The 14,261-nt window shown below is 63.6% G+C and carries 15 protein-coding genes; 7 read left to right on the top strand and 8 right to left on the bottom strand.

Features of this window, described 5'->3' with window-relative positions:
* Positions 1-232: 232 nt before the first annotated feature.
* Both tal and F6X59_RS11815 read left to right on the top strand, forming a co-directional pair.
* Complete coding sequence (tal, locus tag F6X59_RS11820; RefSeq protein WP_152956399.1) at positions 233-1,159, top strand: transaldolase; 927 nt, start codon at positions 233-235, stop codon at positions 1,157-1,159.
* Positions 1,160-1,255: 96 nt separating this feature from the next.
* The gene (locus F6X59_RS11815; RefSeq protein WP_152956398.1) at positions 1,256-3,097 is read left to right on the top strand and encodes an alkaline phosphatase D family protein; all 1,842 of its coding nucleotides are present in this window, start codon (positions 1,256-1,258) and stop codon (positions 3,095-3,097) included.
* Positions 3,098-3,189: 92 nt separating this feature from the next.
* Here F6X59_RS11815 and rssC read toward each other — a convergent pair whose 3' ends face one another.
* Positions 3,190-3,672: an anti-sigma factor antagonist RssC gene (gene rssC, locus F6X59_RS11810; RefSeq protein ID WP_027919583.1), complete on the bottom strand. Its 483-nt coding sequence runs from the start codon at positions 3,670-3,672 to the stop codon at positions 3,190-3,192.
* Entirely contained in the window at positions 3,669-4,853 is a 1,185-nt protein-coding gene (gene rssB / locus F6X59_RS11805; RefSeq protein WP_152956402.1) for a two-component system response regulator RssB, read from the bottom strand. Before rssB ends, rssC begins: the two co-directional genes overlap by 4 nt.
* Positions 4,854-5,123: 270 nt before the next feature.
* Between rssB and F6X59_RS11800 the strand changes: the two genes are divergently transcribed.
* Complete coding sequence (locus F6X59_RS11800) at positions 5,124-5,423, top strand: PilZ domain-containing protein (protein WP_152956397.1); 300 nt, start codon at positions 5,124-5,126, stop codon at positions 5,421-5,423.
* Between the two features lie 51 nt (positions 5,424-5,474).
* On the opposite strand, the gene F6X59_RS11795 is transcribed toward F6X59_RS11800, so the two are convergent.
* Complete coding sequence (locus F6X59_RS11795; RefSeq protein WP_152956396.1) at positions 5,475-6,182, bottom strand: VacJ family lipoprotein; 708 nt, start codon at positions 6,180-6,182, stop codon at positions 5,475-5,477.
* A 189-nt stretch (positions 6,183-6,371) separates the two neighbouring features.
* On the opposite strand from F6X59_RS11795, the gene F6X59_RS11790 reads away from it, so the two are divergent.
* Together F6X59_RS11790 and F6X59_RS11785 are read left to right on the top strand one after the other, a co-directional pair.
* Positions 6,372-6,935, top strand: coding sequence for a phosphonoacetaldehyde phosphonohydrolase-related protein (locus tag F6X59_RS11790; protein ID WP_152956395.1), 564 nt, complete (start codon positions 6,372-6,374; stop codon positions 6,933-6,935).
* A gap of 123 nt (positions 6,936-7,058) precedes the next feature.
* Entirely contained in the window at positions 7,059-7,322 is a 264-nt protein-coding gene (locus tag F6X59_RS11785) for a DUF4404 family protein (protein ID WP_152956394.1), read from the top strand.
* Positions 7,323-7,361: 39 nt separating this feature from the next.
* Here F6X59_RS11785 and queF read toward each other — a convergent pair whose 3' ends face one another.
* Positions 7,362-8,192, bottom strand: coding sequence for an NADPH-dependent 7-cyano-7-deazaguanine reductase QueF (gene queF, locus F6X59_RS11780; protein ID WP_152956393.1), 831 nt, complete (start codon positions 8,190-8,192; stop codon positions 7,362-7,364).
* A 68-nt stretch (positions 8,193-8,260) separates the two neighbouring features.
* Positions 8,261-8,794, bottom strand: a complete 534-nt coding sequence (locus F6X59_RS11775; protein WP_152956392.1) for a plastocyanin/azurin family copper-binding protein — start codon at positions 8,792-8,794, stop codon at positions 8,261-8,263.
* Positions 8,795-8,944: 150 nt separating this feature from the next.
* Between F6X59_RS11775 and cinR the strand changes: the two genes are divergently transcribed.
* Positions 8,945-9,625: a two-component system response regulator CinR gene (gene cinR / locus F6X59_RS11770; protein ID WP_152956391.1), complete on the top strand. Its 681-nt coding sequence runs from the start codon at positions 8,945-8,947 to the stop codon at positions 9,623-9,625.
* Positions 9,625-10,968: a heavy metal sensor histidine kinase gene (locus F6X59_RS11765; RefSeq protein WP_178120073.1), complete on the top strand. Its 1,344-nt coding sequence runs from the start codon at positions 9,625-9,627 to the stop codon at positions 10,966-10,968. Before cinR ends, F6X59_RS11765 begins: the two co-directional genes overlap by 1 nt.
* Positions 10,969-11,007: 39 nt before the next feature.
* Here the strand turns inward: F6X59_RS11765 and F6X59_RS11760 are convergent, their stop codons facing one another.
* The 3 genes from F6X59_RS11760 to F6X59_RS11750 are packed head-to-tail and all read right to left on the bottom strand — an operon-like array spanning position 11,008 to position 14,250.
* Positions 11,008-12,249 carry a lipoprotein-releasing ABC transporter permease subunit gene (locus tag F6X59_RS11760; RefSeq protein WP_152956389.1) on the bottom strand — a complete coding sequence of 414 codons (1,242 nt, stop codon included), beginning with the start codon at positions 12,247-12,249 and terminating at the stop codon, positions 11,008-11,010.
* 59 nt (positions 12,250-12,308) lie between these two features.
* The gene (gene lolD / locus F6X59_RS11755; protein WP_176506135.1) at positions 12,309-12,992 is read right to left on the bottom strand and encodes a lipoprotein-releasing ABC transporter ATP-binding protein LolD; all 684 of its coding nucleotides are present in this window, start codon (positions 12,990-12,992) and stop codon (positions 12,309-12,311) included.
* A 7-nt stretch (positions 12,993-12,999) separates the two neighbouring features.
* Positions 13,000-14,250: a lipoprotein-releasing ABC transporter permease subunit gene (locus F6X59_RS11750; protein ID WP_152956388.1), complete on the bottom strand. Its 1,251-nt coding sequence runs from the start codon at positions 14,248-14,250 to the stop codon at positions 13,000-13,002.
* Positions 14,251-14,261 lie beyond the last annotated feature (11 nt).

Here is a 14,261-nt window from a genome sequence, read left to right as displayed (position 1 = left end):
CAGGAGAGACTGGCCCGAAACAGATGTAGGAGCGAGCTTGCTCGCGATGCGCCGCGCGGGCGGCGCTCGATCTCACAGGCGCCAAAACACTCAAGGCGAACCCCCAGGGAACCTCACGCCAGCTCCTGACTCGAATCATCACCTTAGGCAATCCTGCCCCACCCCACTGGCCTCTTGAGCGCCCGTCGGGCCTCGGGTAATGTCGAGTAAACGCACAGGACAGAGCACGCCCATGACCTCCAAGCTGGAACAACTCAAGCAGTTCACCACCGTGGTTGCCGACACCGGGGACCTGGATGCCATCACCCGTCTCAAACCGGTCGATGCCACCACCAACCCGTCCCTGCTGCTCAAGGCCGCCGCCATCCCGGGCTATGCCGAACTGCTCAAGCAGGTGAAGGCCGATGCCAAGGGCAATGTCGACCTGGCCTGCGACCAGTTCGCCGTGGCCGTGGGCGCGGGCATTCTCAAGGTCATTCCGGGGCGCATCTCCACCGAGGTGGATGCGCGCCTGTCGTTCGATGAGCCAGCACTGCTGAACAAGGCACGCCAGCTGATCGGCCTATACGAAGCGGCAGGGGTGTCGAAAGACCGCGTGCTGATCAAGCTGGCCTCCACCTGGGAAGGCATCCGTGCCGCCGAGAAGCTGGAAAAGGAAGGCATCCAGACCAACCTCACCCTGCTGTTCTCCTTCGCCCAGGCCCAGGCCTGCGCCGATGCTGGCGTGTTCCTGATTTCGCCGTTCGTGGGCCGTATCTACGACTGGTACAAGAAGAGCACCGGCCAGGAATACGTCGGCGCCGAAGACCCAGGCGTACAGTCGGTCACGCGCATCTACAACTACTACAAGGCCAATGGCTACGACACCGTGGTCATGGGCGCCAGCTTCCGCAATCTCGGCCAGATCGAACAACTGGCCGGCTGCGATCGCCTGACCATCAGCCCGGACCTGCTGGACAAGCTGGGCAGCGACCAGGGCGAGCTGCCGCGGATGCTCAAGCCGGGCAATGCCGGTGAAGCCAAACAGGTGCTGAACGAAAGCCAGTTCCGCTGGGCGATGAACGAAGATGCCATGGGCACCGAGAAGCTGGCAGAAGGTATTCGCCAGTTTGCCCGGGATCAGGAAAAACTCGAGAAGTTGATGGCTGAAAAAGCCTGATACATCTAAGGTTTGCCAGGCGGGCGGGAAATGTTCAGCATTTTCCGCCCGTTTCGTTTCAGCGGGCTGTGAACGCGTCCTGAACCTAAAGGCAAAATGACCTCATCCCCATTGCCCCTCGTGCTCGCCGGCCCGGTACTGCGCCGCCTGGAGCCGCAAAGGCTGGCCATCTGGCTGGTTGGCAGCCAACCCCTGCAACCCGAATTCATCCTCGACGGCACCAGCAAGGTCGATTGCCAGGTCGTTGCCGTCGGCCAGCATGCCTTTATTCACCTGCTGGACATCCACTTCGCCGAGCCCCTGCCGCGAAACGTCGCCATCGCGTACGACCTGCTGATCGACGGCCGGGGCATTGCCGACTGGGCCCCGCACTTGCTCTACCCCGGCAGCCCACGCCCCACCCTTGTGCTGCGCGACCGCCTCGACCAGCTGCTGCACGGTTCCTGTCGCAAACCGCATCACTCCGCCGCCGACGGCCTGCTCTGCGCCGACCGTTTGCTGCAGGCCTGCCCACGACCGGAAGACCGCCCCGCCGTGCTGTTGATGACCGGCGACCAGGTTTATGCCGACGACGTCGCCGGCCCGATGCTACGTGCCATTCATTCGCTGATCGAGCGCCTGGGGCTGTTCGACGAAGCGCTGGAAGGCGCGGTGGTCGCCGACAGCCAGGCGCTCTATCGGCATCCGGCCTGCTATTACCACCGCGCCGACCTGCTGCCCGCCCAGGCACGCAACGAAACCCTGCGTGAACGCTTCTTCGGCGGCAAGCGCAAGCCGATATTTTCCTCCAGCAACGCCGACAACCACCTGGTGACCTTTGCCGAAGTCATGGCCATGTACCTGCTGGTATGGGCGCCCGCGCCCTGGCGCCTGGCGGACCTGGGCATGCCGGCTGGCCTGAGCCTGCAGCACCAGGCGCGCTACCGCGAGGAACTGCCGCTGATCGAGGCCTTCGCCGCCAGCCTGGGCGACGTGGCACGGGTGATGGCCCACCTGCCCTGCCTGATGATCTTCGACGACCACGACATCACCGACGACTGGAATCTCTCGGCACAGTGGGAAGAAACCGCCTACGGTCACCCCTTCTCAAGGCGGATCATCGGCAATGCGCTGCTGGGCTATCTGCTGTGCCAGGCGTGGGGCAATGACCCGGATGGCTGCAACGGGCTGATCGGGCAGTGCCAGACACTGCCCCGCCAGCAGGATGAGCTGATCGGTGAGCTGCTGCGCTTCCAGGGCTGGCAGTACAGCCTGCCCAGCGAGCCGCCGCTGCTGGTGCTCGACACCCGCACCCGCCGCTGGCGCAGCGAGAGCGACCTGGGCAAACCGTCCGGCCTGCTCGACTGGGAAGCGCTGTGCGAGCTGCAACAGGCGTTGCTGGACCACCCTTCGGCGATCATCGTGTCACCGGCACCGATCTTCGGCGTCAAGCTGATCGAAACCGTACAGCGGATATTCAGCTGGCTGGGCTACCCGTTGTTGGTGGATGCCGAGAACTGGATGGCCCATCGAGGCGCGGCGCAGGTGATCCTGAACATCTTCCGCCATTCGCGCACGCCAGGGCACTACGTGATCCTCTCGGGCGATGTGCACTATTCGTTCGTCTACGAGGTGCTGATCCGCCATCGCCAGCGCAGCCCGCATCTCTGGCAGGTGACCAGCAGCGGGATCAAGAACGAGTTCCCACGGCGCTTGCTGGACGTGCTGGACAGGCTCAACCGCTGGCTTTACTCGCCACGCTCACCGCTGAACTGGTTTACCAAGCGCCGGCAGATGGAGGTCGTGCCACGCACGCCCAGCCGCAGCAAGGCCGGGGAGCGGTTATGGAATGGCGCGGGGTTGGGGCAGGTGTTCTTCGATGAGCAGGGGCGGCCGGCGCGAGTGTTCCAGCTGAGTGCGAATGGCAGTGAGGCGACCGAGTTTGCGCAGCGAGAGTGACCAGGCCTGGAGACCTTGCTGGCCTCCTTCGCGGCTGAAGCCGCTCCTGCAGGGACCTCACCCGTCTTGAAGGCTGGTGTAGCCGCAGCAGATCAGGTCCGCTCCAGTGCATTCACCAGGTCATGGAAGGCTTCGCGGTTGGAGTCATTGAGCCCCATGAGAATCTTGTGCGCCTCCAGCACCTTGGAACGCACCACGTCCTCGTTCTGATCCTGCGACGGCAGGTCAGTCAGGCACTCGGGGCGTGGCACCGGGCGGTCGACGATGTTGAACACCTGGTCGAAGCCCATCGATTGCAGCAGGCGCGAAATGTCCGGGTTGGTGGTGACCACGGTCGGCAACAGGCCCACCTTCTGCCGCGACAGGATCGACAGCTTGGCCAGCAGGCCCAGGGTGGTGCTGTCGATGCTTTCGGTTTCGGTCAGGTCGATGACGATGGTCGAGAAGTTCAGCGCGGTGAAAATCTTCTCGATCGTCGCATCCAGCGCCGAACACAGGGTCAGGCGCACTTCACCGACGAATTTCAGTACAAAGGTACCGCTCTGCTCGGCGAACTGGATTCTACCGGTACTCATTGAAGGTTCCTGCTCAACACCAATAGGGCGATATCATCCGGCATCTCCCCAAGCGTAGCCAATCCAAATCGTTGGCGCAGCCCATCCAGGCTACCACCCGCCGCCTTGACGATATCCGGCAAGGCAGCTTCTTTATCTTTGAGCGTATGCCCAGGCAAAAGGTCCAAAATGCCATCGGACATCAGGCTCAGGCTGAACTGCGGCGGCAGCTCGATCACCAGGTCCTGGTAGCTCGCTTCGTCGAACAACCCTACCGGCAGGCCTCGGCCTTCCAGGTAACGGGCCTCGCCCGGGGTATACAGCACCGGCAGCGGCAGGTGGCCGCCCACGGCGTAGGTCAGCAGGCCGGTTTCTTCGTCGATCACGCCACCGACCATGGTCACGTGCTTGCCCAGCTTGCAGTTGATCAGGCCGCGGTTGATGTGGCTGAGCACTTCCGAGGGCTTGAACTCGCGCAGCTTGCTGCTGCGCTTGAATTCGAACAACAGCCGGGTGGTCATGAACTTCAGCAATACCGTGACGAATGCCGACGACGCACCGTGCCCGGAGACATCGGCCAGATAGAAAGCAATGCGCCGCTCATCCACGCGGAAGTAGTCGGCAAAGTCGCCCGACAGGTACAGCGACGGAATGATCTGGTGCTCGAAGGTGAACTCGCCGAGCGTACTGGGGCTTTCCGGCAGCATGTTCATCTGCACCTGGCGACCAGCGGTCTGGTCCTCCTGCAACAGGTGCAGGCTGGCTTCCAGCTCACGGTTGGCCGCTTCCAGCTTGTCGCGGTAGCGCTGGTTTTCCAGCACCAGGCGCGAACGGTCAAGCGCCCGGCGCACCGAGTGTTCGAGCACGGCCAGGTCTTCCAGCGGCTTGATCAGGTAGTCGGCAGCGCCCAGGCGCAAGGCCTCGACCGCGTCGCTCATCACGCCGGCACCCGAGACCACGATCACCGGCAACTGCGGCGCGCGCTCGCTGATCTGGCGGATCAGTTCGAGGCCGCCCATCTGCGGCATGCGCAGATCGCAGATCACGAGGTCGGGCTGGTGTTCTTCGAAGAGCTGGAGCCCCTGCTGGCCATTACCGGCCTGGAGGACGCTGAAGCCACTGTCTTCCAGATAGGCGGCGAGGCTCGCACGGACCACGTCGTCATCATCGATGATCAGCAGCGTTGCACTGATTTTCTGCATGTGGGCGAACGGCGCCGATTTGGGTTGGTGCAGGGGCGTCTGCAAGGCTGACATCCAACTGCTGGAATACTCTGTGGTAACGCTCTACTTGAGTTGTAGGCCAAGAACACGGCCCAGGCAACCAATCGAGATACCTCGTAAGGCGCAGACGGTACTCCCATCCGCCAGGCGTTTCAAGCATACGTCGGTCGAGTTCGCTGGTCTTTACAGGGTAAATCACCGAGAGTTATAAAAACGCCAACCAGTACAACCGATTGGGAAGGATGCAGCATGCCTCATACACCCTCCGGCCACAGCGAGAAACGCGATTTCATCCGCATGCGCATCGACACCGGGGTCAGCCTGTTGCATGCGGGGCAGGTCATCGCGGCGGTGTGCCTGGACCTTTCCAGCAGCGGCATGCAGGTGCAGGCGCCGCAGCAATTCAAGGTCGGTGACCACCTGGAGGTGCGCATCGACTCCGATCACCCGGCACTCAAGGGCCTGCATGCCAGTACCGAGGTGGTGTGGATCGCCGATCAGCCCGGCGGGCAGCAGAAGTTCGGCCTGCGCATCCTGGCCATGCATTGAGCTGAACTAAAAACGGCGACCCGATGGTCGCCGTTTTCATGCCTGCAAGGATCAGAAGTCGTCTTCGACTTCGCCATCCTTGACCTTGAACTCGCGGTTCTGCAGGTAGGCATTACGGATGAAGATGTACTTGTCACCCTGGATCAGCTTCTCGGCCGACAGCAGGCTGGCCCGGGTGTCGACCACGTTGAGGGCGAAGATCGAGTTACGCACCGGCACGTCGTTGATGTAGCGGTAGGGTTCGGTGTAGGTGTCCGGGTACTTGGCCAGGCCGTCACGCACGGTGCTCGGGCCGAGCAGCGGGATCACCACGTACGGACCGCTGGGCACGCCCCAGTGACCGAGGGTCTGGCCGAAGTCTTCGTCGTTGCGCTGCAGGCCCATCTTGCTGCCGACATCGAAGAAGCCACCGATGCCGAACACGGTATTGACGATCAGCCGCGCAGTGTCGACGCCCGCCGCATGGGGCTTGAATTGCAAAACGTCGTTGGCCAGGTTGGTGACATCACCGACGTTGTTGAACATGTTGTGGATGCCATCCTGCAAGAACTGCGGGGTGACCCACTGGTAGCCCTTGGCCAATGGCTTGAGGCCATAGGTATCGATCGTATCGTTGAAACGGAAGATCGGGCGGTTGACCGCTTCCCAGGGATCTTCCTCGGTGGCGGCATGGGTGGCTGCCACGGGCGCCAGCAACAAGCTGGCGCAGACACAGGCCTGGGTGACTCGTTCGATCACACCGGCACCGATCCTACGCATAGATATTTCTCCATCGAATTTCTCGGCCGCAAGCGCCTCGCGAGCGCTGCTGTACGGCGGCAGTATAGAGCCTTGTAGGCTGATAAACAGCTTTACACATTTTTGCTCAATGAAATGTGAACAACTGTTGCCCGTCACAGCACGGTAACAATCGTCGAATAGCCTGCGGACTATTTCAGGGACGTTACCATGCTCGCTGCACCCGCCATTACCGCTGTGCTGTTCGGCCTGCGCGGTTGCCTGGTCCAGGCCACCGACGGCAGCCCCCTGCCCGCCCCTGGCGCCCTCGAAACGCTGGCCAGCCTGCGCCACGCGCAGGTGCCGTGCATCTGGCTGGACGACCTGGGTAGCCTGCAGAGCAGGCGCCTGGCCAGCGTGCTACCGGACTGGCTACCGGGCCACGCGGTCAACGGCGTACGCTGGCCGGCACCAAACGCTTGCTGGCAGGCCTTGATGAGCCTGGACAGCGAACGCCTGGAGGGCTGCGTGCTGGTCAGCGGTGAGCCAAAGCTTTTGCAATCTGGCCTCAACGCCGGCTTGTGGACGGTGGGCCTGGCAGCCTGCAGCCCCTCGTGCGACCTCTCCTCCCGGCAGTGGCAGGCCATGACCCAGCAAGAGCAGGATCTGGCCCGCGGCAAGGCCACCCTGGCCTTGTTCAGCCTGGGCGTGCATTCGGTGATCGACCACCTCGACGAACTGGACGCCTGCCTTGCCGACATTGCCCTGCGCTGCAGCAAGGGTGAAAAACCCTGACACAGCCCCATTGATACGGATCATGCAAAGCGCCAGCGAGTGGATTACGCTAGGAGACAGGCGAGAACCTTTGCCGCTTCGCTGAGGTCCATGCCTTGCCAAGCCATTGATGGAGAACAACCGATGCCTGCCCGCGAATTGCAAGAGCGCCTGAACAGCCTGCGCGAGCAACTGGACCGCAACGTACCGCTTTCGGATGAAGAACTGGCCGCCCTGCACGAAGAGGCCAGGCAGATCGAAGCGCAGTTGAAGCTCGAGGAAGCCACGCCGGACAACAATGTGGTCGACGGGGTGAACCTGGCGATCGAACGCTTCGAGGCCGAACACCCGGATTTGACCGCCACCCTGCGCAGCATTGCCAACTCGCTGCACAGCATGGGGATCTGAAATGACTGGGGCCGCTTTGCGGCCCCAACTACACAGAACTTACTGGCGAACCAGTCGCAGGTTCGCCGGGCTGATCGCCCCGGTGCTGCGGTACGGGTTGATATCCAGCCCTCCGCGGCGCACATACCGCGCATACACGGTCAGGTGCTCAGGCTGCAGCAGGTTCTTCAAGTCCAGGTAGATCCGCTCCACGCACTGCTCATGGAAGTCGGCATGCTGGCGGAAGCTGATCAGGTAGGTCAGCAGGCTGGCATGGTCCAGCGCCCTGCCCTTGTACTCCACCACCACGCTGCCCCAGTCCGGCTGGCCGGTCACCGGGCAATTGGATTTGAGCAGGTGGCTGTGCACGGTCTCTTCGACAATGCGTTCCGGGTTGCAGCTCAGCAACTCCGGTTGCGGCTGTTCGTAGTTGTCGATCACCACATCCAGCGCATCGATGCACTGCCCAGGCAACGCCACCACACCCTGGGCCTCCACTTCAGCCAGGGTACGCACCTGTACGCCTACCGGCTTGCCAGCGGCCGCCGACAAGTCTTTCACCAGGCACGCCTGCAGCTCGCCAATCGAGGCGAACACAGTCTGGTTCAACGAGTTGAGGTAGAGCTTGAACGACTTCGATTCGATGATGTTCGGCGAATCGGCCGGAATTGCGAACTCACCGATGGCCACCACCGGCTTGCCGGAGGGCAGCAACCACGACAACTCGAAGCAGTTCCAGTAGTCCACGCCCTGCCACGGCAGGGTCTGGGCCGTCACGCCCAGTTCTGCCCATTTGGCCGTACGCGGGATCGGGAACAGCAACGAAGGCGTGTAGGTAGCGATGTATTCGCTGGACTTGCCCAGCGGAGAATGTTCGGCAGCGGGGTGCATGGAAACTGACCTGGAGGTTCGAAATTGCCCCTAGTCTACCGGTTTTGCACCCCGCCTTGGAGTGCCAGTCATTCGATGGTCAACTCCCCGACCATACCGGCCTGATAATGCCCCGGCACGTTGCAGGCGAATTCGATCGGTGCCGACTTGCGGAAGGTCCAGGTCAGCTCGGCGCGCTGGCCGGGCTGCACCAGTACGGTGTTGCCACCGCCGTGGCCATGGGCACCGTGGTCCATCTGGCCAGGGGTCATCGGGGCATGGCCCATCTGCGAATGGTCCATGCCCTCATGCTGCATGGCCGCGTTGTACATCTTGCCCTGCATGGCGATCATTTGCTTCTGGTGTTCGGCGTGCATGGCCTTGTCACCGAGGTTGAACTCATGGGGCAGCTTGCCTTCGTTGATCAGCACGAAGCGCACGGTCTCGCCGGCTTTAACATGCAGGCTCTTGGGCTCGAAGGCGATGTCCTTGAGCACCACTTCGACGGTGCGGGTGGCCTTGGCTGCCGGGGCCGGCTCGCCGAATGCGAAGGTTTTCGCCTCGCCGGCCAGGGTGGGCAGGCTGACCAGGGCCAAAGCGGCAGCGATGAACAGGTGTTTCATGATGACTCCGAAGATCACAGCGGGATGAGACCACTCTAGAAAGGCACGGCTGGCGGTTAGCTGACGGGAAGATTACAACTTTGTCAGCTTGGGCGAGCAGGCACATCGTCACGTATCATTTCAGCCATCACCCGACCCTGTGGGAGCCCCATGAAACTGCTGATCGTCGAAGACCAGGCCCGCACCGGCCAGTACCTGAGCCAAGGCCTGAGCGAAGCCGGCTTTGCCACCGAACTGGCCACCGACGGCGAGACCGGCCAGTACCTGGCCCTGACCGGCGACCACGACCTGCTGATCCTCGACGTGATGCTGCCCGGGCGTGATGGCTGGCAGATTCTGCAGGCCGTGCGCACTGCCGGGCTGGACACCCCGGTGCTGTTCCTCACCGCCCGCGACGCCGTCGAAGACCGCGTGCACGGCCTGGAGCTGGGCGCCGACGATTACCTGGTCAAACCCTTCGCCTTCTCCGAGCTGCTGGCCCGGGTACGCAGCCTGCTGCGCCGCGGCGCCAGCCCCAGCCAGGACACCATCCTGAGCCTGGCCGACCTGCGCCTGGACCTGATCCGCCGCCGCGCCGAACGAGCCGGCACGCGCATCGACCTGACCGCCAAGGAGTTCGCCCTGCTCGAGCTGCTGCTGCGCCGCCAGGGCGAGGTGCTGCCCAAATCGCTGATCGCCTCGCAAGTGTGGGACATGAACTTCGACAGTGACACCAACGTGATCGAAGTGGCGGTGCGCCGCCTGCGCCTGAAGATCGACGACCCGCATCCGAACAAGCTGATCCATACCGTGCGCGGCATGGGCTACGTGCTCGAAGAGCGCCACGACTGATGCGCAGGCTTTCCCTCGGCACGCGCCTGGCACTGCTGTTTGCCGGCTGTACTGCCGCCGTATCGCTGGGCGCGGGGCTGTTGTTCAGCCATGCCAGCGAGCAGCATTTCGTCGAACTGGACCAGCAACTGCTGGAGTCGCGCCTTTCTCTGTTTCGCAGCCAGCTCGCCGGCCTGAAGGGCCCTGACGAACTGCAAGGCCGCTTGCCAGCCCTGCGCAACGAGCTCAACCATCAGGCTGACCTGGCGCTGCGCATCACTGGCCGCGACGGCGCGATCTGGTTCACCAGCCGCGACGGCCTGCCTGGCACGCCACCAACGCCGGGGCTTACGACCCTGCACGCAGATGGCGTCGATTATCGAAGCCTGGCCGTGCCGCCGGACGCTCAGACGGCTGCGCAACTGACGCTGTTTCTCGATATCACCCATCACCAGCACTTTCTGCAGGGCATGCAACGCCTGATCTGGCTCACCGTCGGGCTGTCGGCGCTGGCCACTGCGCTGCTCGGTGCCTGGGCCGCACGCAGCGGCCTGCGCCCCTTGCGCCAGATGGGCCAGGTGGCCGCCAGCGTGTCGGCGCGCTCGCTGACCACACGCCTGCCGGTGGCGCAGATGCCCGAGGAGCTGGCGGAGCTGGCCACTACCGTCAACGCCATGCTGCAACGCCTGGACGACGCCTTTCAGCGCCTGTCGGCGTTCTCTGCCGACATCGCCCACGAGTTGCGCACACCGTTGTCCAACCTGCTGACCCACACCCAGGTCACCCTCACCCGCCCGCGCAGCCTGGAGGAATACCGCGAGGCACTGCATGGCAACCTCGAGGAGCTGCAGTGGATGGCGCAGATGATCAACGACATGCTGTTCCTCGCCAAGGCCGACCACGGCCTGCTGGTGCCGGGGCAGACCGCGCTGGCCTTGCACGATGACGTGGATGCGCTGCTGGAGTATTACGCGCCGCTGGCCGAGGACAACCAGGTGCAGTTACTGCGCGAGGGCGAGGCGCTATTGCAGGGGGACCGGCCTATGCTGCGTCGGGCCCTGTCGAACCTGCTGGACAATGCCTTGCGCTTTACCCCGGCAGGCGGGCAGATACGGGTGACGTTGGAGCCGGGGTTGCGGATTTGCGTGGCCAATACCGGGGCGGCAATCGAAGCGGCAGCGTTGCCGCGTCTGTTTGATCGCTTCTACCGGGTGGACCCGGCGCGACGGGAAGGCAGCAGCGAGCATGCGGGGCTGGGGTTGGCGATTACCCGGTCGATCGTGCAGGCCCATGGCGGGAGTATTCGGGCGGAATGTCAGGACGGCTGGACGCGGTTTGTGATCGAGCTGCCTGAAAGTCGGTGAACCGGGGCTGCTTGGCAGCCCCGGAATCTCAGGCGAACATCAAACTGCCAGGCCAATCGCCGGTTGCACCTGCGACGCCCGGTAAGCGGGATAGATTGTCGCCAGGAAGCTCATCACCAGCCCGGCAGCGCAGATCATCAGCACATCCCCCCCCTGCAGCTCGGACGGCAAGCTGCTGACGAAATAAACATCGGACGTGAAGATGTGCTGCCCGCTCACCCGTTCCAGCCAGCCAACGATCTGGCTGACATTGAGCGCTGCAATCACCCCGAACACCCCGCCGATCAGGGTGCCGACAATACCGATCAGGCTGCCCTGAACCATGAACGTCCCCATGATCTGCGCCGGCGTGGCACCCAGCGTCCGCAAGATGGCGATGTCCGGCCCCTTGTCGTTCACCACCATCACCAGGGTGGCGATGATGTTGAACGCCGCCACGGCGATGATCATCAGCAGCAACAGGCCGATCATGGTCTTTTCCATCTTCATCGCGCTGAACAGGCTGCCCTGGGTATGCGACCAGTCATCGGCACGGTAGCCATCACCCAAACCGGCAGCGATCGCCTTGGACACCTGCGGCGCGGCATACAGGTCGTGCAGCTTCAGGCGCACGCCCTGTACCTGCCCTGGCGCCCAGCGCTGCATTTCACCGGCATCGGCCACGTGCATGTAAGCCTGCGAGCCGTCCAGCTCGGCACCTACCTTGAAGATGCCGACCACGGTCAGGCGCTGCATGCGCGGGGTGATACCACCGGGTTCCTTGCTGATTTCCGGCACGATCAGGGTCAGCTTGTCGCCGGTGTTGAGGCGGAAGCGCCGCGCGGTCAGTTCACCGATGACCACGCCGTACTCACCCGGCTGCAGGTCCTGCAGGCGGCCCTGGACGATATGCTGGCCGACGATGGAAACCTTGCCTTCCTCGGCCGGGTCGATGCCGCTGACCTGGATCGGCTGCATCGCCCCCTTGTACGAGAGCATGCCTTCCATCTCGGTGATCGGCGCCGCCGCCATCACGGCCGGGTTCTGCAACGCAGCGTCGGCCGCCTTGTGCCAGTCGTCCAGCGGCTGCACGCCCAGGATCGAGGCATGCGGCACCAGGCCGAGAATGCGCGAACTCATTTCGCGCTGGAAGCCGTTCATCACCGACAGCACCACGATCATCGCCAGCACGCCCAGCGACAGGCCGATCATCGAGGTCATCGAGATGAACGAGATGAAGTGGTTGCGGCGCTTGGCCCGGGTGTAGCGCGCGCCGATGAAGATGGGCAAGGGTCTGAACATGTAGGAAACACCCAATTAAAACGGGAAAACGGGGCAGCGCTGCCACCCCGTGCACTCGGTCAGATCGCCACCAGGTGGCCGTCGTCGAGCTTCAATACGCGGTCCATCTGGCGCGCCAGGTTGAGGTCGTGGGTCACTACCAGGAAGGCAGTACGCGACGCACTGGACAGCTCCTGCATCAATTCCTGAATGCCCTGGGCGGTGTGGTGGTCGAGGTTGCCGGTCGGCTCGTCGAGCATCACCAGCCCCGGGCGGTTGACCAGGGCACGGGCGATCGCCACACGCTGGCGCTCGCCACCGGACAGCTCGGCCGGCTTGTGGTGCAGGCGATGGCCCAGGCCGACCCGCTTGAGCAGCGCCTCGGCGCGCTCACGGGCCTCCGGGATGGCGGTGCGGCCGATCAGCAGCGGCATGCACACGTTTTCCATGGCGGTGAACTCTGGCAACAGGTGGTGGAACTGGTAGACGAAGCCCAGTTCGCGGTTGCGCAGCAGGCCGCGGGCGCGCTCGCCGAGCGCCGACAGCTCTTCGCCGGCCAGCCATACGCTGCCCTGGGTCGGCCGGTCGAGGCCGCCGAGCAGGTTGAGCAAGGTACTCTTGCCGGAGCCGGAGCTGCCGACGATGGCCACGCGCTCACCCGCGTGCAGCTCCAGGTTGAGCCCGGACAGCACCTGCACCGACTCCGGGCCCTCGTCGTAGGACTTGCCCAGGTTGCGGCAACTCAGAACGGCTTTATCACTCATGCGCGACTCACTCATAACGTAGCGCCTCTGCAGGCTGGGTGCGGGCCGCACGCCAGGCCGGGTACAGGGTGGCGAAGAAACTCAGGACCAGCGCCGCACCGCAGACCATGTACACGTCCTGGGCCTGGATCTGCGACGGCAGGTAATCGATGAAATACACGTCGGCGTTGAGGAACTTGTGCCCGATCAGCTTCTCGATGCCGGCGATCGCCGCGCTCACGTTCAGCGCGGCGACGATCCCGACCACGGCGCCGATCAGCGTGCCGATCACCCCGATCACCGTGCCCTGGACCATGAAGATCAGCATGATCTGCCCGGGCGTGGCGCCCAGGGTACGCAAGATGGCGATATCGCCGCGCTTGTCGTTGACCACCATCACCAGGGTGGAAATGATGTTGAACGCCGCCACCGCGACGATCAGCAGCAACAGCAGGCCGATCATGGCCTTTTCCATGCGGATCGCCTGGTACAGGTTGCCGTGGGTGCGGGTCCAGTCGCGGCTGTAGTACTCCTGGTCGCCCAACTGCTGGGCGATGCTCCAGGCCACCCGCGGCGCCTGGAACAGGTCGTCGAACTTCAGGCGCAGGCCCTGCACCTGATCCGGCTTCCAGCGGTGCAGGCGGGACAGGTCGGTGATGTTGGTCAGGCCCAGGTAACCGTCGATCTCGCCAGCGCCAACGTGGAAGGTGCCGACCACGGTAAAGCGCTTCATGCGCGGGAACATGCCGGCCGGGGTCACGCTGACCTCGGGGGCGACGAAGGTCAGCTTGTCGCCAATGGCGACGCCCAGCTTGGCTGCGGCCTTGTCGCCGATCATGATGCCCCACTCGCCCGGCGCCAGCTGGTCGAGGCTGCCTTGCTGGATGAAGTTGTCGATGATCGACACCTCGCGCTCGCGCGCCGGGTCGATGCCGTTGAGCAACACCTTCTGCACCTTGCCGTCATGGGTCAGCAGGCCCTGCATCTGCGTGTACGGGGTAACCGCCAGCACCTGCGGATTCTGCTTTACTTGTTGGGCAAGGGCAGACCAGTCGTTGATCGGCTGGCCGCTCTCCAGCGTGGCGTGGGGGATCATCCCCAACACGCGGGTACGCATCTCGTGGTCGAAACCGTTCATGACCGAGAGCACCACGATCATCACCACCACGCCCAGGGCGAGGCCGATCATCGAGGTCAGGGAAATGAACGAGACGAAGTGGTTACGGCGCTTGGCACGGGTGTAACGCGTACCGATGAATGCGAAAAGAGGTCTGAACATGTCGGGGCTTG

The organism is Pseudomonas sp. MN1F (genome assembly GCF_009391885.1).
In the GTDB taxonomy this organism is placed as follows: Bacteria; Pseudomonadota; Gammaproteobacteria; order Pseudomonadales; family Pseudomonadaceae; genus Aquipseudomonas.
Note: the sequence above shows the minus strand (reverse complement) of the source record. Positions and strands in the feature narration are given on the sequence as shown.